The 20,274-nt window shown below is 71.0% G+C and carries 18 protein-coding genes; 8 read left to right on the top strand and 10 right to left on the bottom strand.

The features are described from left to right. Window positions 1-239: 239 nt before the first annotated feature. Window positions 240-497: a hypothetical protein gene (locus N7925_RS21940; protein WP_274344903.1), complete on the top strand. Its 258-nt coding sequence runs from the start codon at window positions 240-242 to the stop codon at window positions 495-497. Between the two features lie 36 nt (window positions 498-533). Here the strand turns inward: N7925_RS21940 and N7925_RS21945 are convergent, their stop codons facing one another. The 4 genes from N7925_RS21945 to N7925_RS21960 all read right to left on the bottom strand — a co-directional run bounded on the left by N7925_RS21945 (window position 534) and on the right by N7925_RS21960 (window position 2,596). Further along, the gene (locus N7925_RS21945; RefSeq protein ID WP_265601181.1) at window positions 534-923 is read right to left on the bottom strand and encodes a VOC family protein; all 390 of its coding nucleotides are present in this window, start codon (window positions 921-923) and stop codon (window positions 534-536) included. Then, complete coding sequence (locus tag N7925_RS21950) at window positions 920-1,213, bottom strand: ArsR/SmtB family transcription factor (protein ID WP_007447021.1); 294 nt, start codon at window positions 1,211-1,213, stop codon at window positions 920-922. Before N7925_RS21950 ends, N7925_RS21945 begins: the two co-directional genes overlap by 4 nt. 148 nt (window positions 1,214-1,361) lie before the next feature. Then, window positions 1,362-2,465 carry a methyltransferase domain-containing protein gene (locus N7925_RS21955; RefSeq protein WP_274344904.1) on the bottom strand — a complete coding sequence of 368 codons (1,104 nt, stop codon included), beginning with the start codon at window positions 2,463-2,465 and terminating at the stop codon, window positions 1,362-1,364. Continuing rightward, entirely contained in the window at window positions 2,462-2,596 is a 135-nt protein-coding gene (locus N7925_RS21960) for a hypothetical protein (protein ID WP_274344905.1), read from the bottom strand. Before N7925_RS21960 ends, N7925_RS21955 begins: the two co-directional genes overlap by 4 nt. Before the next feature lie 480 nt (window positions 2,597-3,076). Between N7925_RS21960 and N7925_RS21965 the strand changes: the two genes are divergently transcribed. From N7925_RS21965 to N7925_RS21975, 3 genes are read left to right on the top strand one after another with little or no spacing between them, the layout of a single operon-like run. Further along, window positions 3,077-3,340, top strand: a complete 264-nt coding sequence (locus N7925_RS21965) for a hypothetical protein (RefSeq protein WP_274344906.1) — start codon at window positions 3,077-3,079, stop codon at window positions 3,338-3,340. Further along, window positions 3,309-3,839, top strand: coding sequence for a DUF6879 family protein (locus tag N7925_RS21970; RefSeq protein ID WP_274344907.1), 531 nt, complete (start codon window positions 3,309-3,311; stop codon window positions 3,837-3,839). The genes N7925_RS21965 and N7925_RS21970 overlap by 32 nt, the downstream gene beginning before the upstream one ends. A 25-nt stretch (window positions 3,840-3,864) precedes the next feature. Further along, window positions 3,865-4,716: a helix-turn-helix domain-containing protein gene (locus tag N7925_RS21975; protein WP_274344908.1), complete on the top strand. Its 852-nt coding sequence runs from the start codon at window positions 3,865-3,867 to the stop codon at window positions 4,714-4,716. A 583-nt stretch (window positions 4,717-5,299) separates the two neighbouring features. On the opposite strand, the gene N7925_RS21980 is transcribed toward N7925_RS21975, so the two are convergent. Beyond that, the gene (locus N7925_RS21980; RefSeq protein WP_274344909.1) at window positions 5,300-6,397 is read right to left on the bottom strand and encodes a MarR family transcriptional regulator; all 1,098 of its coding nucleotides are present in this window, start codon (window positions 6,395-6,397) and stop codon (window positions 5,300-5,302) included. A gap of 506 nt (window positions 6,398-6,903) precedes the next feature. Beyond that, window positions 6,904-8,682, bottom strand: a complete 1,779-nt coding sequence (locus N7925_RS21985) for an MFS transporter (protein WP_443032231.1) — start codon at window positions 8,680-8,682, stop codon at window positions 6,904-6,906. 463 nt (window positions 8,683-9,145) lie between these two features. Here N7925_RS21985 and N7925_RS21990 point away from each other — a divergent pair, with 463 nt between their 5' ends. Beyond that, a complete protein-coding gene (locus tag N7925_RS21990; RefSeq protein WP_265601185.1) occupies window positions 9,146-9,934 on the top strand; it encodes an ABC transporter ATP-binding protein in 789 nt (262 codons plus the stop codon). Continuing rightward, window positions 9,931-12,516: an ABC transporter permease gene (locus N7925_RS21995; protein ID WP_274344910.1), complete on the top strand. Its 2,586-nt coding sequence runs from the start codon at window positions 9,931-9,933 to the stop codon at window positions 12,514-12,516. The genes N7925_RS21990 and N7925_RS21995 overlap by 4 nt, the downstream gene beginning before the upstream one ends. 214 nt (window positions 12,517-12,730) lie before the next feature. On the opposite strand, the gene N7925_RS22000 is transcribed toward N7925_RS21995, so the two are convergent. After that, window positions 12,731-13,405, bottom strand: a complete 675-nt coding sequence (locus N7925_RS22000) for a helix-turn-helix transcriptional regulator (protein ID WP_274344911.1) — start codon at window positions 13,403-13,405, stop codon at window positions 12,731-12,733. 659 nt (window positions 13,406-14,064) lie between these two features. On the opposite strand from N7925_RS22000, the gene mfd reads away from it, so the two are divergent. Then, complete coding sequence (gene mfd, locus N7925_RS22005) at window positions 14,065-17,598, top strand: transcription-repair coupling factor (protein WP_274344912.1); 3,534 nt, start codon at window positions 14,065-14,067, stop codon at window positions 17,596-17,598. 73 nt (window positions 17,599-17,671) lie between these two features. On the opposite strand, the gene N7925_RS22010 is transcribed toward mfd, so the two are convergent. Beyond that, window positions 17,672-17,944 carry an ATP-binding protein gene (locus N7925_RS22010; protein WP_274344913.1) on the bottom strand — a complete coding sequence of 91 codons (273 nt, stop codon included), beginning with the start codon at window positions 17,942-17,944 and terminating at the stop codon, window positions 17,672-17,674. Here N7925_RS22010 and N7925_RS22015 point away from each other — a divergent pair. Further along, window positions 17,934-18,164 (top strand): hypothetical protein, encoded by a 231-nt coding sequence (locus tag N7925_RS22015; RefSeq protein WP_274344914.1) that lies wholly within the window; start codon window positions 17,934-17,936, stop codon window positions 18,162-18,164. The genes N7925_RS22010 and N7925_RS22015 overlap by 11 nt on opposite strands. Window positions 18,165-18,379: 215 nt before the next feature. Here the strand turns inward: N7925_RS22015 and N7925_RS22020 are convergent, their stop codons facing one another. Beyond that, a complete protein-coding gene (locus N7925_RS22020) occupies window positions 18,380-19,144 on the bottom strand; it encodes a hypothetical protein (protein WP_274346526.1) in 765 nt (254 codons plus the stop codon). A gap of 203 nt (window positions 19,145-19,347) precedes the next feature. Further along, window positions 19,348-20,217: a nucleotidyltransferase domain-containing protein gene (locus N7925_RS22025; protein WP_274344915.1), complete on the bottom strand. Its 870-nt coding sequence runs from the start codon at window positions 20,215-20,217 to the stop codon at window positions 19,348-19,350. Between the last annotated feature and the right edge of the window lie 57 nt (window positions 20,218-20,274).

The following is a 20,274-nucleotide window of genomic DNA, read 5'->3' on the forward strand; positions in this document are numbered from 1 at the left end:
GCGTTCCGGCGCGTACGGGTGGGAAGCTGCCTGCCCATCCACCGCACCGGGCCCGGTAGCGCCTGGAACGTCGACGTACCGCCCGAGGCCGTCTCCTGCGGCTCCAGGCGTGCCGGTCTCTTCCGTGTCACGCGGACCGGGGCAGCGATGTCAGCTGTGATACGGGCAAGGGCCGTACGTCCTGGAGCTACCACTCCCGCGCGGCAGGTTCCGCGCAAATCTGCCTGGAACGGGTCTGGGTGGAGCGCTACTGCATCCTCGGCAACAACACCAGTGACGGCATGTCGCTGGGCACCACCACCACCGCCGTCGACTGCCGGGCCAAGCGCGTACCCAAGCCGTACGACCATGTCCTGGTCGTCTCCGGCGTCTACCGCGCCCCGTCGGACGCCGGCTCCAGGTATTGCAGGGAGGGCCCGTCCGACCGGCGTACGTACTGGTCCCTGGTGGTTGCCCACCGCACGGTCCTGGTCTGCTTCACCTACCCGAACACCTGAGGGCGGCCCGCGCCGGTCCTGGGCGCGGGCGCGGTGTCAGGAGGTGTGCATGATCTGGATCAGGTTGCCGACGGTGTCGTCCAGGACCGCCGTGGTGACGGCGCCCATCTCCGTCGGCTCCTGGGTGAACCGCACGCCGAGCTTGCTCAGTCGGTCGAACTCCGCCTGTACATCGTCCACGGCGAAGGCGGTGGCCGGGATGCCGTCCTCGACCAGGGCCGTCGTGTACGGCCGCACGGCGGGGTGCTTGTTCGGCTCCAGGAGGAGTTCGACGCCGTCGGGGTCCTCCGGTGAGACCACGGTCAGCCAGCGGTCCTCGCCGCCGACCGGGACGTCGTGCTTCTTCCGGAAGCCCAGTACGTCCGTGTAGAAGCGCAGGGCCTTCTCCTGGTCTTCGACGAAGACGCTGGTCAGGTTGATCCTCATGGGGTGCTCTCCGGTGCTTTCGGCCCGAGCCATCGGCTGACGATGTGCTCAAGGGGTTCGGTGTCGAGGTCGTGAAACTTGTAGCGGCCCTGGCGGCGCGTGACGACCAGTCCCGCCGCTTCCAGGACGGCCAGGTGCTGGCTGACCGCCTGGCGGGACAGGCCCAGGCCGTGTCTGGTCGCCAGCCGCGCGCATATCTCGAACAGGGTCTGGCCGTTCCGCTCCGTCAGCTCGTCGAGGATGCGCCGCCGGGTGGGGTCGGCCAGGGCCTTGAAGACATCGTCCGCCATGACTCCACGATAGGCAAGTAGCGACTTGCCTATCAAGGCGGGTCGCCGCGCTCTGGGCTCCCCGATCTCCCAGCTCGTCGCGTAGCAGCAGAAGAGCGCCTGGCAGGAGTCGCGGGCATCCCGCCGGGCGCTCGCTTGGGGACGGGCTCTACCCGCGCCTCGCCTCGATCACCGCATGCGGGTCACGCAGCCACGTCTGCTGGCCGCGGTCGGTCACGGTCAGCCCGAACTGTCCCGGGTCCGGGCTGCCGAGTTGCTCGTACTCTCGCCATGCCGTCTCGATCTCTTCCCACATCAGGCCAGGCCCGTACTGCCACACGACCTCGCCCGTCGCCGTGGTGGCGGCAGCCCCGCTCTCGTGGCTCACCCACACCCGGGCGCCGTCCGCGGTCCCCGTGCCGCTGACCCGGACGCCGGGCAGGCGGGCCCCCGCGTACAGGGCGAACCCGAGGCCGAGGATCCGGGCGGGGTCGAGGCCCGCGGCGCGCTGCCGGCCCTTGCCCCCGATCTGGTGCTCGACCGGGCGGTGCGAGCGCATCGGCATGTACATCGCCGACCCGCAGACCGGCCCGATCGCTGTTCCCTCGTCCTGGACGTGGAGCTGGACCAGTGCGCCGGACCAGAAGTCGCGGGCGAGCGGGGCGACGATGACGCCGCCGGGCCGCACCTGCCGGACCAGGGTGTGCGGGACGTACCGGAGGGCGCACGTGGCGATCAGGCGGTCGACCGGGTCGATACCGGGGATCTGCTGCTCGCCGTCACCGACGTGCAGATGCGGCCGGTATCCGGCCCTGGCAAGGTGATTTGCGGCCTGTTGAGCCAGCACGGGGTCCAGCTCTACGCTGTAGACCTGCTCCTCGCCGAGCCGCTCGCAGAGCAGTGCGGCAATATGCCCGGTCCCGGTGCCAATCTCCAACACGCGGTGCCCGTCCTCGATACCGAGGAGCCCGAGCATCCGGGCCACCATCGACGGCATGGAGTTCGACGACGTCGCGATGCCGGGCCCACCCTCAATCCCGTCGTCGAGCTGCGTGACGACCGGCTCGTCGGAGTGGACCAGCGCCGCCCGGTCGTCCGTCCCGATGACCGGTTCACACCGGTCCGGGAGCTGCCGCCAGACGACCTGGGGAATGTAGTCGGCGCGCGGCACGGTGTCCCAGACCTTCCGCCACTCCGGGCTGAGTAGCCCTCGGTGGGCGAGGCTCTGCACGAGTGCCGCGTAGGTGGGCACCTCCTGCTGTGCCGTACTCACGACTGCGGGCTGTGCTTCTGTGGGCGGCTTCCGTCCGGCGACGGGGCCGGGGCGGGGTCCGGTACCCAGGGCTTGTCCGACGGCTCTCCGCCGTGCTTGCCATCGTCGGCCCGTGCGATGTGCGTGGCCATCCTGTCTCCTTCGTGAGTGGGAGCGTGGCCGTGCCGGAGCAGGGTCACGCTGTGGTCAGCGCAGTGGGCGCCGGTGTCGTCCTCCACGGGGGAGGTGCGCATGCCGCCGCCGTCGGCGTAGCACCACGTCATCGTCCGGGCGTCTGGCACGCGGGGCACTCGAAGGCGGGGAACTGGTGCGAGGGCCTCCGGCCGTTCGAGGCGCACGACCTTTGCCTCCTCGCGCACGATGAGGGTGAGCCCGTCGCGGCCCACCTCGTACAGCCTTGATCGTCATCACGGGTATGCCCCCGTCGCAGTCGGTGAGGTACGCCAGACCGTCCAGACCGTAGGGACTGCCTGTGCGGGCACACCAGCCATGTGCAGAAATGTGCGCACGGCCCCTTGCGGGGGCAACCGCAGGAACGCCCCCTTGACCTCACCCGGGCTGTGCCTGACGGTGTTGCACACAACTGCACACCCCTCAGCCGGAGGTGCCACATGTCGTTACAGTTCATCGGAATCGACCCGCAGACCGGCGACGACGAGAGTCCGACCGTGTGGATCGACCAGGGGAAGGGGGAGCTCGTCCTTCAGGGATGGAAGCCGAGCCCCGAACTCGAAGCCGAGTGCGCCGCCCTCGAACTCCCCGGGCACGCCGTAGGGATCCCGGACACCGAAGCCGTGGTCCGTATCCCCGCCAGGATGGTGGACATGATCAGGGAGGCGTGCGATGCCCTCGAATGCGCCAACCACGTTCGCTGACCTCCTGGCCCAGTGTGAACGGTCCGCCGTGCACCTGGAGATGCGGGACGTCTACGCCGTCGACAAGGAGAAGGGCCCGTTCGCCGAATGGCGTGCCGGCTTCCGCCACGACCCGGCAGACCGCGCGTCCTGGTGGCGGCCCTGGCTCGACCTGGTCGCCGAGACCGTAGGCCGCGGCGTCGTCATCCGCCGGGCCCGGATCGTGTCCGAGCCCCTCAGTGAGTACATCCGCTACGAGCACTCCGGCACCTTCACGAACATCGAGGCCGGCGAACAGGTGCGGTGGCTGCCCCGCCGCCGCGCCTCGGAGATCGCCCTGCCCGGCAACGACTTCTGGCTGTTCGACGACCGCATCGTCCGGTGGAACCACTTCGCCGGCGACGGCTCGTCGCAAGGCCCGGAGCACACCACCGACCCGACGGCGGTGAAGCTGTGCGGCGAGGCGTTCGAAGCCGTGTGGGACCGAGGCGTAGCGCACGATCAGTTCGAGATCCGCTGACGACCGCACCCGGACAGGCCGGCACATGACCACATCCCCCTCCTCCTCGGCCCAGGCCGCGCGCGAAGTCGTCGCAAAGCGATTGCGCGACCTCCGCAAGGGAGCCGGGCTCACGGTCACCGAGCTGGCCGCCGGGTGCGGCTGGCACCACGCCAAGACGTCCCGCATCGAGAACGCCCGTACCGCCCCCTCCGCCGTCGACATCCGCCGCTGGTGCCGCACCGCCGGCGCGGACGCCTTGGCCGAAGACCTCATCGCCCAGTCGCTCCACGCCGAATCGATGTACACGGAGTGGCGCCACCAGGTCCGACACGGACTCGCGCAGCTGCAGAACAGTTCCGTCACCTTCCTCCGGCAGACAGAGCTGTTCCGCGTCTACTCTTCCTCGCTCGTCCCCGGCCTCCTCCAGACCGAGGGATACGCGGCCGCCGTCCTCGCGATGAGCGCCCGGTTCCGCGAACTGCCGGTCGACGACAGCGCCGAAGCCGCCCGCGCCCGCGTCGACCGCTCGCGCGTCATCCACGAGCGGGGCCACCGTTTCGTCCTCCTCATCGAGGAGGCCGTACTCCACTACCGGATCGGCGACGCCGACGCGATGGCCGCCCAGTTCGGCCACCTCCTCACCGTCGGAGCCCTCCCCGCCGTGTCCCTCGGCATCATCCCGACGACGGCGCACCGCGAGCAGTGGCCGCGCGAGACGTTCCACCTCTACGACAACTCCCTCGTCTCTGTCGAGCTGGTCTCGGCCCGGGTCCGCATTACCCAGCCCAGCGAGATCGCCTTGTACGCGAGAGCGTTCGAGGAGCTGCGGCAGACTGCGGTGTATGGCGCAGCAGCGCGGGCCCTGGTGGTGAAGGCCATCGACTCCCTCGGCTGACCCCGGGCATGCCCCCACCGGCGAACTTCCCTGCCAGCGGTCGTCGCAACACCCCAGCTCAGGGGATGCAGTGGGGGCGCGATTAGGCGGGACCACCCCCGCACGCGCGGGGACCACCGGGGAGACCCTTGGCCCGGTGGGACCCCCCGCGTGCGCGGGGACCACCCACGGAGAACGGCGCTACGCAGCGTGGGAGGGGGACCACCCCCGCGTGCGCGGGGACCACCCGGATGCGGCGGCGGGCGACCTCGCTAGGTCTGGACCACCCCCGCGTGCGCGGGGACCACAGTTCGTGACCTGCGGGTTTATGCGCCCGCAGGGTTGTTTTTACCCACTTCTTGGGAAACGGACATATTTCCTCGATGGGGCAAACCGTTCTGGCCTGGAGTCGGGCGTGTACAGGGGTGATTCTGCCCTTTGCCGGTCGCGTGTGGTATCTCGTCTCTGCAAGAGGAAGGGCGTTCGTCGTGTTCGGGATCTCGCGGGGGTGCATGGCTGCCATGCGGGAGGTTCGGTGACCTGTCGTGCGCTTTGCCCGTGGCGTCTGTCGGTCGGGGGTACGAGTTGATCGTGGCGCTTGTGCTCAGACGGGTTTGAGCAGGTCGCGGAGGTTGCTCATGTGGGCCTTGACGTCGGCGATCTCGGCAGGGTGGGGCGGGGTCTCGTCTGCCGGAGAGTGGACGGTGCGGCAGGGGCGGCAGAGGCCGTCTGGGAGGGCTTCCGGCTGGCCGGGGCGTCCGCAGTCGGTGCATTCCATGAGGAGGCGGCGAGTTGGGGCGGGGGTGGCGGGTCGGGCGCTGTCGGTGGGGAGCTGGGGTGGGATTTTGTCGGTGAGGCGGCGGCGGAGGAAGCCGAGGGGGCTGTCGACCTGGGCGGGGAGTCCTGCCGTGAGGGCGTGGGTCAGGTAGTCGACGCTCACGCCTCGGGCGAGCCATTCCGTTGCTTGTGGTTCGAGGGTGGTGCAGTCGTCGGCGGAGAGGGTGAGGCGGTGGTCGTCGCGGCCGAGGCGGGCCAGGGCGAGGTAGGCGGGAGACCGGCCTGCCCCGGGGACTTGGGGTGTCGCGGGAACCGCCCCCGGGGCGGGCGGATGGGGCGGCGCGGGCGCGGTGTCCGGGGCCGGGGTGCGTTGCTGCGGTACGGCGGTGGGTTCGGGGACCTGATCGGTACCGGGGCACTCCGGGGCGGGCGGAGGCGGCGGCTCCTCGGCCGGGGCCCACGGTGGCGGCGGTGCCGTGTCGGGGACGGACGTCTCCGGTACGGGGGCTGCGGCGAGGGCGGCCTGTTCGGTGGCGAGGTAGGTGTTCCACCACTCGTTGTCGCGTGCGGTGCGGGACCAGAAGGTGCGGAAGACCCAGCGGGTCTCGTCGCCCGCGCCGACCGCGCAGCGTACGCGCCGCAGGTGGCCGGCGACGGAGAGGTCGGTCAGGGAGGTGGAGACGGCCTGTTGGCCGTAGAGCGGGAGCTGCTTGGCCAGCGTCTTCACGCTCATCGCCGCGCCCTCGGGGAGGTGGTCGACGAATCCGGCGACGTACCGCTCGCGGGTCGGCAGGTGGGCGAAATCGTCGCGCGTACGCGGGCGTTGGTCGGGTGCGGAGCGTTTGCCGTAGCCGGGCTTGGCCATCGGGTACGCGGCGGAGAGTGCGGGAGCGGGCAGGGCGGAGCTAGTGTGCTGGATAGCCATGGGATCGGCTTTCTGGGTTATCGATCTTGTGGTGAGACCCCGGCCTGGTGCTTGCGACACCGGTCGGGGTCGTTTGGTTCTCGCACGGTAAGCAGTCGTGACGCTGTGCCGCAAGCTGTCACGATTAGTCATACTTGCTGGCCGTGACGGGGGCGGGGAGGTAGGGGAGGTTTCCCCAACCCCCTTCTTCTACCTACCGGTTAAAGAAGGCGCTCGAATCCCGGGTCCCGCATCCCGAAGCCCGAGTCTTGGCACCCGAGCTTCGGGCCGGGGCCCCGTTCACGTACCCCCGGAAGAGTGACCCGACCGCCCCGAAGCACGGGGCCCGCAGCCCGGGACCCGAGCTTCGGGGGATGCCTGCATATTGCGGGGACGCGTCGCCGCCCGTCGTGGGGCGGCGCCGTACATCAGACCGGGCGGGAGCCTGCCCGGCCTGCCGGAAGGACGGGCTTTCCGCCGCACGATCACTCGGCCTTGCGTGCGGGCAGCGTACTGGCAGGCCGCGTCTAGGAGGGGCTGTCGTGCCGGTCGGCCGCCCCGGTGGTCCTGGGGGCGGCGGCGGTCTCGGTGATGACCGGGAACCGGCGCGGGGCGAGGGTGATCAGGGCGAGGAGGGCCAGGGCCGCGGCTCCGGCGGCCCCGATGTAGACGTGGTCCACCGCGGCGTCGACCGCCCGGCGCAGGTAGTCCGTCGCCGCCGCGGAGAGGGTGCCCGGGTCCTCCAGGGCGCGGGCGACGGCGTCCAGGTCGTCGGGGAGGCCGGCCACCGGGGCGTCGAGGAGGCGGGCGGCCAGGACGCCGTTGGCGACGGCACCGAAGACCGCCGCGCCGATGCTCTGGCCGACCTGGCGGCAGAAGAGGACGGACGCCGTCGTCGTACCGCGCTCCGCCCAGCCGACCGTCGACTGGACGCCCACGATCAGGGGGAGTTGGAACAGGCCGAGGGCCGCGCCGAGCAGGAGCATGAGCAGGGCCGGGTGCCAGGGCTCGCCGGGGTAGGGGAGCAGGGGGAAGGCCAGCAGGATCAGCAGGGCGGCGCCGATGCCGATGATCGCGGTGAGCCGGAAGCCGATGCGGTTGTAGACCCGGTCGGACAGGGCCGCCGAGACGGGCCAGCTCAGCGTCATCACGGAGAGCACGAAACCGGCCGCTATCGGGCCCAGGCCCAGCACCGACTGGGCGTACGTGGGCAGGAAGACGGTCGGCGCGACCATCAGCAGGCCCAACGCGCCGAGCGCCAGGTTGACCGAGGCGATGGTGCGCCGACGCCACACCCAGCCCGGGATGATCGGCTCCGCCGCCCGCCGTTCGATGACGACGGTGAGCAGCGCCAGCACCGCGCTCGCCCCGAACAGGCCGAGCGAGGGCGCCGAGAGCCAGGGCCAGGCGACACCGCCCTGTACGAGCGCGGTGAGCAGCAGGGCGCCGGTCGCGAAGACGGCGAGCGCGCCCGCCCAGTCGACGCGGGGCCGGACGGCGGGGCGGGGGCGTGCGGGTTCGTGGAGGTGACGGGCGATCAGCCAGAGCGCGACCACCCCGACCGGGAGGTTGATCAGGAAGATCCAGCGCCAGTCGGCGTACCCGGCGAGCAGCCCCCCGACCACCGGCCCGGCGACCGCGGAGGTGGCCCACACCGTCGACAGCTTCGCCTGGATGCGCGGGCGCTCCTTCAGTGGGTAGAGGTCGGCCGCGATGGTCTGGACCGTGCCCTGGAGCGCGCCGCCGCCCAGACCCTGGACGATGCGGAACGCGATGAGCGCGCCCATGTTCCAGGCGGCCGCGCAGAGGATCGAGCCGATCAGGAACAGGATGATCCCTGCTATCAGGACCGGCTTGCGGCCGAAAGTGTCGGAGAGCTTCCCGTACAGGGGGAGCGTGACGGTGACGGCCAGCAGATAGCCGGAGAAGAGCCAGGAGAAGACGGTGAACCCGCCGAGGTCGCCGACGATCTGGGGGACGGCGGTGGACACGATGGTGCCGTCGATGGCCGCCAGCGCCATGCCGAGCATGAGCGCCGCCACGACGGGGCGGCGGCCCCGGGGGGTGGTGAGGGCGGGCGGCGCGTTCGTGCCGTCCCCGCCCGCGCCGGGGCCCGTACCCGTACTCGCACCCGTGCCGGGGCCCGTACTCGTACTCGCACCCGTGCCGGGGCCGGCTGTGGCGCTCGCGCCCGGGCCGGTTTCGCCCGTGCTGGTTCCGTCCGTGCCGGTTCCGTCCGGGCCGGGGGCGGAGCCCGCCGCTGTGTCGTCCGCGCCCACGTCGCTCTTGTCGTCCGCGCCGCTCACCGGGTTTCCTTCCCTATGCACGCATCTCCCGGGGGCACTGTCTCATCCGGGAGCGCCGTACGGGGTGGGACGAGGAGAACGGTCGCGGGTTCGGCGGGGGAAAGGGACAGCGTGGGCAAGGGCGCACCGGCGGAGGCCTCCGCTCCGGTTGGGTGGCCGCCCCGCCCGTGGTCCCGCCGGGGCGAACGGTGCCCCTGACCTCGCCTCCACCTGGGGGGCGAGTCCCCTAGGGGGCGCCCCCTCCTAGTGGCCAGGGCCTGTTCCTCCCGGCGGAGGACGTGGCGGCGGGGGGCGTCTCCTTAACCTGTTCTTACGTCGCTGCTACGGCCCGCCGCAGGGGGGCAGGTGGGGAAAACCCCACCTGAAGACTGCGCTGGGCACCATCGCGCCGGACACCGTCCAGAACTCAGACTCGGACCGTACCCAATGACGTCCAGTCATCGACCGACATAGGAGAAATACCGTGACAACGGCTGTGACCATTCCCAGGCACGGGGGCACTGGAGGGCGTACGGCCGTCGCGGCGCGAGCGCGGCAGGTCGTGAAGGCGTACGGGACCGGGGAGACCCGGGTCGTCGCGCTCGACCATGTCGACGTGGACATCGCTCGCGGGCAGTTCACGGCGATCATGGGCCCGTCCGGCTCCGGCAAGTCGACCCTGATGCACTGCCTGGCCGGGCTCGACACGGTGACGTCGGGCGAGATCTTCCTCGACGAGACCGAGATCACCAAGCTCAAGGACAAGAAGCTCACCCAGCTCCGGCGCGACCGGATCGGCTTCATCTTCCAGGCGTTCAACCTGCTCCCGACGCTCAACGCGATCGAGAACATCACCCTGCCGATGGACATCGCGGGCCGTAAGCCCGACGCCGCCTGGCTCCAGCAGGTCGTGGACACGGTCGGGCTCTCCGAGCGCCTCAAGCACCGCCCCACCCAGCTCTCGGGCGGTCAGCAGCAGCGTGTCGCCGTCGCCAGGGCGCTGGCCGCCCGGCCGGAGATCATCTTCGGTGACGAGCCCACCGGAAATCTGGACTCCCGTGCCGGGGCCGAAGTCCTGTCCTTCCTCCGCAAGTCGGTCGACGAGCTGGGCCAGACCATCGTCATGGTCACCCACGACCCCGTCGCCGCCTCCTACGCGGACCGGGTGCTGTATCTCGCCGACGGTTCCATCGTCGACGAGATGTACAACCCGACCGCGGACCAGGTCCTCGACCGCATGAAGCACTTCGACGCACGTGGGCGGACGTCATGACTGTCTGGAAGACCTCGGTGCGCAACTTCCTCGCGCACAAGGGCCGGATGGCCCTCTCCGCCGTGGCGGTGCTGCTGTCCGTGGCGTTCGTCTGCGGCACGCTCGTCTTCACCGACACGATGAACACCACCTTCGACAAGCTCTTCGCGGTGACCTCGCCCGACGTCACCGTCAGCCCGAAGGCGGCCGGCGAGAACGACGAGCAGCCCGACAACGGCAAGCCCGCCTCGCTGCCCGCCTCCGTCGTCCAGGAGGTCGCGAAGGCAGACGGCGTGAAGAAGGCGGAGGGTGCCCTCTTCTCCATGGCGGTCACCGTCGTCGACAGCGAGAACAAGAACATGGGCTCCGATACCGGAGCCCCCACCATGGCGGGCAACTGGACCGAGAACGACCTGCGTTCGATGGAGATCACCTCCGGACACGCACCCCGCGGTCCCACCGAGGTGATGGTCGACGCCGACACCGCGAAGAAGCACAAGCTGAAGATCGGTGACGAGCTGCGCATCATCGCCGCCACCGGTGACATGAAGGCGAAGATCGGCGGCATCGCGTCCTTCACCGTCACCAACCCGGGTGCGGCCGTCGTCTACCTCGACACCGCCACCGCCCAGAAGCAGCTGCTCGGCGCCCCCGACGTCTTCACCCAGATCCTGGTGAGCGCGGAGAGCGGCGTCAGCGACACCCAGCTGAAGAAGAACATCGCCACCGCCCTCGACGGCTCGGCCGCGTACAAGCTCCAGACCCAGCAGGAGGCCACGGAGGCCAACAAGGACTCCATGGGCTCCTTCCTGGACGTCATGAAGTACGCGATGCTCGGCTTCGCCGGAATCGCCTTCCTCGTCGGCATCTTCCTCATCGTCAACACCTTCTCGATGCTCGTCGCCCAGCGGACCCGTGAGATCGGTCTGATGCGGGCCATCGGCTCCAGCCGCAAGCAGGTCAACCGCTCCGTGCTGGTGGAGGCGGTCCTCCTCGGCATCGTCGGCTCCGTGCTCGGCGTCGCGGCCGGCGTCGGTCTCGCCATCGGGCTGATGAAGGCGATGGGGGCCGTGGGCATGGAGCTGTCCACCGGCGACCTCACCGTCGCCTGGACGACCCCCGCGATCGGCCTCGTGCTCGGCGTCGTCGTCACCGTCCTCGCCGCGTACATCCCTGCCCGCCGGGCCGGCAAGGTCTCGCCGATGGCCGCGCTGCGCGACGCCGGGACCCCCGCCGACGGCAGGTCCGGCTGGATCAGGGCCGGTATCGGCCTGTTCCTGACGGCGGCCGGCGCTGCGGCCCTGTGGGCCACGACCCAGGCGGACAAGGCCACCGAAGGCTCGGTGTTCCTCGCCCTCGGCGTGCTGCTGACCCTGATCGGCTTCATCGTGATCGGCCCGCTCCTGGCCGGTGTGGTGGTGCGCGCCCTGAGCGTCGTCGTCCTGCGGCTCTTCGGCCCGGTCGGCCGACTGGCCGAGCGCAACGCCCTGCGCAACCCCCGGCGTACGGGAGCGACCGGAGCCGCCCTGATGATCGGGCTCGCCCTGGTGGCCTGCCTGTCCGTCGTCGGGTCCTCCATGGTCGCCTCGGCCACCGAGGAGCTCGACAAGTCGGTCGGAGCGGACTTCATCGTCCAGGACAGCAGCACCGGCCGCCCGATCGTGCCCCAGGCCGCCGACGCCGTGCGCGCCGTCCCCGGCCTGGAGCACATGACCGACTACACCTACATCAAGGCGAAGATCACCGCCCCCAACGGAAAGACGGAGGACGAGGGGGTCACCGCCGCCGACCCGACGTACCAGCAGGACGTCCGGCGCACCGCGATCTCCGGCGACCTCTCGAAGGCGTACGGCAAGAACGCCATGTCCGTCGGCGAGGACTACGCCGCGAAGCACGGGGTCAAGGTCGGCGACACCCTCACCGTCGCGTTCAAGGCGGGGGAGACGGCGAAGCTCAAGGTCGCGGCCATCACCTCCGACGACAGCAACATCGACCGTGGCGCGATGTACACCAACCTCACGACGGCGATGTCCTACGTCCCGGCCGAAAGCATGCCGCAGAACGTGGCCATGTTCGGCCAGGCGGAGGAGGGCAAGGAGAAGGAGGCGTACGCGGCCCTGAAGAGCGCGATGGCCGAGTACCCCGTCTACAAGGTGCAGAACCAGGCCGACTTCAAGGAAGACCTGAAGGACCAGATCGGCCAGTTGCTGAACATCGTCTACGGCCTGCTCGCCCTGGCGATCATCGTCGCGGTGCTCGGTGTGGTGAACACCCTCGCCCTGTCCGTGGTCGAACGGACCCGCGAGATCGGCCTGATGCGCGCCATCGGGCTCTCCCGCCGCCAGCTGCGCCGCATGATCCGGCTGGAGTCCGTGGTCATCGCCCTCTTCGGGGCGCTGCTCGGACTCGGACTCGGGATGGGCTGGGGCACCGCGGCCCAGAAACTGCTGGCGCTGGAGGGACTGGAGGTCCTGGAAATCCCGTGGCCGACGATCCTCACGGTCTTCGCCTGCTCCGCCCTCGTCGGACTGTTCGCCGCTCTCGTCCCGGCCTTCCGGGCGGGCCGGATGAACGTCCTGAACGCCATCGCGGCGGACGGATGAGCCGGCGTCCTCCCGACCACGGTGACCCTCCGGGTGTCACCGTAGGATGACCCGCAGGCCCCGGGACGTTCCTCCAAACGTCCCGGGGCCGAGCGCGTTCCCCACACCCCGCTTCCCGCGCGCGTCCCCGCACCGCGTTCGTCTTCCGCCCCGCGTTTCCCACCCCGCCGAGGCCTGCGGGCCTTCGGGCCTTCGGGCCTACGGGCCTACGGCCTCAGATCCAACCGCGTTCCCGGGCCAGCAGCGCGGCCTGTGCCCGGCTGGCCGCGCCGAGCGTCTGCATCAGATCGGCGACGTGTCGCCGATAGGTCCGCACCGACACTCCCAGCTCCCGCGCGCCCGCCTCGTCCTTGCCCACCGTGCACATCGACACCAGCACCCGCCGCTCGATGCCGGAAGGGCGAGGGGCGGCGTCGCCCTCGCCGCTCTCCGTGCCGCCGCCCGCCCGGGACAGCTCGTCGGCCTGGTCCCAGATCCGCTCGCACAGGGAGACGATGCTGGAGACCAAGCCGCTGCGGTGGGCCAGGAGCGCGCCACCCGTGATGTCGGGAGGGGGCGTACGGGCCCCCTGCTCCGCGCGTAGACCGGCAATGACGTGCCGCGACCGGGTGACGCGCTGGAGCTCCTGATGGAGCGTGTGCAGCCGGATGTCCACCAGTCGGGCCAGGGCCACCTCGGGATCCGTCGGGAAGATCCGCCGTTCGGCGTCCTCGGCGCGCAGCAGCCCCAGCTCCTGGAGCCGGGCGATCCGGGCGCGCGCCTCCCGGGGGCGGGAGTGCGACAGGAGGTGGAGCTCGTCGGCGCGGGTGCCGGGGTTGCGCAGGAAGTGCCGGTAGATCTCTTCCTCGGCCTCCGGGACCCCGAAGACAGACATCTCGTTCTCGCCCACGTACGCCCCCGATGCCTGGTGCCGTGGAGGTGTACGCCGAGGGTGCTCCGCCCCGCGCCGCCCGTCCCGGCCGCTGCTCGCTCCGCCCGTGCCCCGTGCCGTTGACCGTGCCCCGTACCGCATGGGTGGCGCGCCGGTCGATGTACCCGTCCGCGTGTCCGTGCAATGGTCGGGCAAAGACTAGACGCTGGGAACACTCCTGTGAGGACCCCCGGCGTAACTGTGCGCGGGACGGAGATGAACGGTGCGCGACCGTCGACGAGCGGCGGTGCCGGCGCGACGGACGGCGGTGCCGGGCGCGGACCGGACGGCCGGATTCGGGCACGCGGTGGCCGATCCGGACCAGGTGTGAACCGGGCCGGCCGGAATTGGACATGCGTTGGCCGATCCGGACCGGGTGTGAACCGGGCCGGCCGGGATCGGGCGGGAAGGCGGGCGGCCGGGCCGGGGGTACGGGCGGCGGCACGGCGGACCGCAGGCTCACCGGTTGCGGGAGCGGCTGTCGTCGCCGGGTCGTACTCTGGAAGTCACCCCGGCCCCCGGGGGTGCCCGGCGGATCGGGCACCCCTGACGTGTCGGGCCCTTCGCGTTGCCCCGGTAGCAGCCGGCTGCCGGTGAACCCTGAGCCGCACCTGATCTGAACCCCGGACGGAAACTTCATGAGCCTGCACGGTCTGCTGGATGTCGTCGTTACGGACCCGGCGCTCGCCGAGGCGGTGAAGGCTGCCGGGGACGGGCACCGGGCCCACGTCGACCTGGTGGGCCCGCCCGGCGCGCGGCCGTTCGCCGTGGCCGCGCTGGCCCGGCAGACCGGCCGGACCGTGCTGGCCGTCACCGCGACGGGCCGGGAGGCCGAGGACCTGGCCGCCGCGCTCCGCACCCTGCTGCCGCCGGACACGATCGCCGAGTACCCGTCCTGGGAGACGCTGCCGCACGAGCGGCTCTCGCCCCGGTCGGACACCGTGGGCCGCCGCCTCGCCGTGCTGCGACGCCTGGCGCATCCCCGCGAGGACGACCCGGAGACGGGGCCGGTCTCCGTCGTCGTCGCCCCGATCCGCTCCGTGCTCCAGCCGCAGGTCAAGGGGCTCGGCGAGCTGGAGCCCGTGGCGCTGGCCGGCGGGCAGAGCGCGGATCTGGGGGAGGTCGTGGACGCGCTGGCGGCCGCCGCGTACTCCCGGGTCGAACTGGTCGAGAAGCGCGGCGAGTTCGCCGTGCGCGGCGGGATCCTGGACGTCTTCCCGCCGACCGAGGAGCACCCCCTTCGGGTGGAGTTCTGGGGCGACGAGGTCGAGGAGATCCGCTACTTCAAGATCGCCGACCAGCGGTCCCTGGAGGTCGCCGCGCACGGGCTGTGGGCCCCGCCCTGCCGCGAGCTGCTGCTGACCGACCAGGTGCGGGAGCGGGCGGCGGCCCTCGCCGAGCAGCACCCCGAGCTGGGCGAGCTGCTCGGCAAGATCGCCGAGGGCATCGCGGTCGAGGGCATGGAGTCCCTGGCCCCGGTCCTGGTCGACGACATGGAGCTGCTGCTCGACGTCCTGCCGCAGGACGCGATGGCGATCGTCTGCGACCCGGAGCGGGTCCGTACCAGGGCGGCCGACCTGGTCGCCACGAGCCAGGAGTTCCTCCAGGCGTCGTGGGCGGCGAGCGCGGGCGGCGGCGAGGCCCCCATCGACGTGGGCGCGGCCTCGCTGTGGGGCATCGCGGACGTCCGGGACCGGGCCCGCGAGCTGGACATGATGTGGTGGTCGATCTCGCCGTTCGCGGCCGACGCCGCCGACCACGACGACGACACCCTCCAGCTCTCCATGCACGCCCCCGAGGCGTACCGGGGCGACACCGCCCGTGCGCTCGCCGACACCAAGGGCTGGCTGGCCGACGGCTGGCGCACGGTGTACGTCACGGAGGGCCAGGGCCTGGCCACCCGTACGGTCGAGGTGCTGGGCGGCGAGGGCATCGCGGCCCGCCTCGACGCGGACCTGACCGAGCTGACCCCGTCCCTGGTGCACGTCTCCTGCGGGGCCATCGAGCAGGGGTTCGTCGACCCGGCGCTGAAGCTCGCCGTGCTCACCGAGACGGACCTGACCGGCCAGCGCACCGCCACCAAGGACCTGGGCCGGATGCCGGCCCGCCGCCGGAAGACGGTCGACCCGCTGACGCTGGAGGTCGGCGACTACATCGTCCACGAGCAGCACGGTGTGGGCCGGTACGTGGAGATGGTGCAGCGCACGGTCCAGGGCGCGACCCGCGAGTATCTGCTCGTCGAGTACGCCCCGGCCAAGCGCGGCCAGCCGGGCGACCGTCTCTACATCCCGACCGATCAGCTGGAGCAGGTCACGAAGTACGTCGGCGGCGAGGCCCCGACGCTGCACCGCCTCGGCGGCGCGGACTGGACGAAGACGAAGCAGCGGGCGAAGAAGGCGGTCAAGGAGATCGCCGCCGACCTGATCAAGCTCTACTCCGCCCGGATGGCGGCCCCCGGCCACGCCTTCGGCGCGGACACCCCCTGGCAGCGCGAGCTGGAGGACGCCTTCCCGTACGCGGAGACGCCCGACCAGCTGTCCACGATCGCCGAGGTCAAGGAGGACATGGAGAAGACGGTCCCGATGGACCGGCTGATCTGCGGCGACGTCGGCTACGGCAAGACGGAGATCGCGGTCCGGGCGGCGTTCAAGGCGGTCCAGGACGGCAAGCAGGTGGCGGTCCTGGTCCCCACGACTCTCCTGGTCCAGCAGCACTTCGGCACGTTCACCGAGCGCTACTCCCAGTTCCCGGTCAATGTCCGCGCCCTGAGCCGCTTCCAGTCGGACACGGAGTCCAAGGCCACCCTCGAAGGCCTCAGGGACGGGGCCGTCGACCTGGTCATCGGCACCCACCGCCTCTTCTCCTCCGAGACGAAGTTCAAGGACCTCGGCCTGGTCATCGTGGACGAGGAGCAGCGGTTCGGCGTCGAGCACAAGGAGCAGCTGAAGAAGCTCCGCGCCAACGTGGACGTGCTCACGATGTCCGCGACGCCCATCCCCCGTACGCTCGAAATGGCGGTCACCGGCATCCGCGAGATGTCCACGATCACCACCCCGCCGGAGGAGCGCCACCCGGTCCTCACCTTCGTCGGCCCGTACGAGGAGAAGCAGATCGGCGCGGCGGTCCGCCGTGAACTGCTGCGCGAGGGCCAGGTCTTCTACATCCACAACCGGGTCGAGTCCATCGACCGGGCCGCCGCCCGCCTCCGCGAGATCATCCCGGAGGCCAGGATCGCCACGGCCCACGGCCAGATGTCCGAAGCCTCCCTGGAACAGGTGGTGGTGGACTTCTGGGAGAAGAAGTTCGACGTCCTGGTCTCCACGACGATCGTCGAGTCCGGCATCGACATCTCCAACGCGAACACCCTGATCGTGGAGCGCGGCGACAACTTCGGCCTCTCCCAACTGCACCAGCTGCGCGGCCGGGTGGGCCGGGGCCGCGACCGGGGCTACGCCTACTTCCTCTACCCGCCCGAGAAGCCCCTGACGGAGACGGCCCACGAACGCCTGGCCACCATCGCCCAGCACACCGAGATGGGCGCGGGGATGTACGTTGCGATGAAGGACCTGGAGATCCGCGGCGCGGGCAATCTGCTCGGCGGCGAGCAGTCCGGCCACATCGCGGGCGTCGGCTTCGACCTGTACGTCCGCATGGTCGGCGAGGCGGTCGCCGACTACCGGGCCCAGATGGAGGGCGGCGAACAGGAGGAGCCCCCGCTGGAGGTCAAGATCGAGCTCCCGGTCGACGCGCACGTCCCGCACGACTACGCCCCCGGCGAGCGGCTGCGCCTCCAGGCCTACCGCGCGATCGCCGCGGCCTCCTCGGAGGACGACATCCGCGCGGTCCGCGAGGAGTTGACCGACCGCTACGGCCCGCTGCCCGAACCGGTCGAGAACCTCCTCCTGGTCGCCGGCCTGCGCATGCTGGCCCGCGCCTGCGGCGTCGGCGAGATCGTCCTCCAGGGCTCCAACATCCGCTTCGCCCCGGTGGAGTTGCGCGAGTCCCAGGAGCTGCGCCTGAGGCGTCTGCACCCCAAGACGGTCATCAAGCCGACCGCGCACCAGCTCCTGGTCCCGCGCCCGACGGCCGGAAGGATCGGCGGCAAGCCGGTCATCGGCCGCGAACTGCTGGCGTGGACGGGGGAGTTTCTGACGACGATCCTGGGGTCTTAAGGGCCGGGTACTGCGTGAACGATCGGGCCCCGCCGGGCTGACCGGCGGGGCCCGACGCGTCTGGCCCGAGCCCCTACGGCGTCGCAGGCCGCTTGAAGGCGGCCCACACGGTCTTGCCCACGACGTGGTGGTCGACACCGAACTGCGCGGCGAGCTCACCGACGAGGAACAGCCCGTGCCCTGAGCAACTGCTGTCGTCCGCGTGCTGAATCTCCGGCCGCCCGTCGCCGCTGTCCCGGACCTCCAGCCGTACGAGGTCGTCCGTCACGTCGAGGCGGACGGCGAATTCCCGTGCCGGTGGGTTGGCGTGGTCCCCAGGAGCTTTGTGGGCCCGAGTGCTGTACACGGTGATGTACCTGTGCTGGTTGCTGGTTCACTTCCGCAGAGTCCCGTTCAAGCTGAGCCGCTTCCTGGGCTGGTGCCACGCGGCGGAGCTGATCCGTATCACTGGCGGCGTCTACCAGTTCCGGCACCGTGAGTTCCAGGAGTGGCTCGCGCGCCATCCCGTTCCGCTCACTCGCCCCACCGCACCCACGCGTGACTCCGCTACCGCCCGGGCTCCCTAGGAAGCTCCTTTTCGCGCTTTCTGGAGAAGGAAGGGCAGCCGGGCCGTTCCTGGTTCGCGGACGAGTGGGCCGTCACGGGGTACCGGGGGCCCGGGCGTCGATGGGGCCGCATCGACGCCCGGGCGAGGGAGGGCCGTTGTCATCCCTCGGCGGCGGTCTCCCGGCTCAGCGGTCCAAAGTCCTCGGCCTCCACCGGTCCGCCGACACGGCAGACGTCACTTCACCACGACGTTGTCCCCGGACGACGTCGACGCACCGGTGGTGGTGTTGCCGTAGTACGCCCAGCGCCACGTACCCGACTTGGAGGCCTTCACGGTCGTCTTGAGCTTGCCCGAGCCGTCCGCGTACACCTTCTTGACCGTGCTGTAGGAGGCCGAGCCGGAAGGCTTGAACTGCAAGCTCACGTGGCGGCCACCGTAATAGGCGTACTTCCTGGTCTCCCAGTTGGCCCGCGTGACCTTTCCGGTCACGGTGATGGTCTTGCCCTTGGCCACCGGTTCCGGTGAGGCGTTGACGGTCAGCCGGGAGTTGCGCTGGACGTAGACCGTCATGCCCTTGTCGTCGACGTCACCGCTGCCGTCCTTGAAACGCACCTCGGCCCCGACCCTCCAGGCCCCGGCCTCGCTGTTACGCATGTCCCACACGCTCGGGTCGAAGTACATCGTCTCGTTGATGTCGCAGGCGCCGACCTGGTTGGGGCAGTCGTTCGTCTCGATCGAGTGCCACAGCTGCTCCTCCCCACTGTTGCGGTGGAGGAACACCAACCCCGGCGCCTTCCACGGCTTCGTGGTCGTCATCCGGAAGGAGGCGGGCACGGCGACCTCCTTCGTCGTCCCGATGACGATCGGCTTGCCGCCGTTCACCTGGACACGGCTGAACGAGGCCCCGCCCTCGGCCGCCCCGGCCGGCACCGCGGCCACCGCCGTGAACACCGCCGCCGCACCGCCGGCCACGACGGCTCTCCAGACCTGCTTCCCCACCTGATCCCCGATCTCCGTACGAATGGCGCCGAAGGATCGTCCCTCCAGCGCCTTACAGACGGCCGACACCCCCCCCAGGGTTGTGTACCCGCGCATCACGATGGGGCATCGGCCCCGCGGACGCGGCCGACCGGGGCGGCGGCAGCCGAGGGAACGCCGCCCGGACGGTCTCGCAGGACAACTCCGTGCTCGACCGGCTGAGGTCACTCGGCCGGGGCCAGCGCCTCCGCGATCTCCTCGTGCAGCCCCAGAGGCAGGCGCGTCCCCCACCGGTCCGCCGCCCCGGCCGCCAGCTCCCGGCTCCACCGCCAACTGTTCGCCGCCGCCGTGCGGAGGGATTCCGGGGTCAGCGGCCCGGTCGTCGTGGCGTACCGCTCGACGTCCGCCGACGGCAGGTCCACCTCCAGGGCGCGGCTCGGGGTGAGCCAGTGGGTGGTCGAACCGTGCAGCAGGCGGCAGAGCTTGAGCTGGAGCGGGGCGATCACGGCGTGCAGCAGGTTGTGGGCGCGGGCGTACTCGCCCCGGGCCTGGACGTGGGCCAGCATCAGGGTCCAGTTGGCCAGTTCGTCCGTGAGCTGCTGGGCGGTGGCCACCGGCTCCGGCGGGCGGAAGGCGGCCAGTTCGCGGGCGGCGGCCGTGAGGTCGCCGGTGCGGTCCAGCAGGACGGCCGCTTCGGGGCGGGGGAAGTGGACCTGCCCGTGCCAGGTGCGGATCTCCGCGATGCCGGGGCCGGTGGGCTCGACGTGGAACTCCCCCCGCATCAGGTCGTCGAAGACCACGGCGAGGATGCCGTACATGTTGGTGTACACCAGTTTCAGCGGGGCCAGCCGTTCCACGAACTCCCGCCCGTCGAAGGCGTCGACGTCCTCCTCCCGTACGTAGAGGCAGGCGTCCAGGTCCGAGTGGGCGTCGGCCTCGCCGAGCGTCCACGAGCCGTAGAGGAGGACGCCCTCCACCCGTGGATCGGCCTCGGCCGTCGTGCGCAGCAGCTCGACGCGGCGGGCCAGCGCCGGGGCTCCGGCGGGCAGGGGAGTGCGGGCCTCACGGGCGTGGGCGGGCGGGGTGTGCGGCATGGCCGGGTCTCCTGAGTGGGGTGCGGGGGCGTACGAACGAGGCCCGGCTGTCGACGC

It is taken from the genome of Streptomyces sp. CA-278952 (genome assembly GCF_028747205.1).
GTDB lineage: Bacteria > Actinomycetota > Actinomycetes > Streptomycetales > Streptomycetaceae > Streptomyces.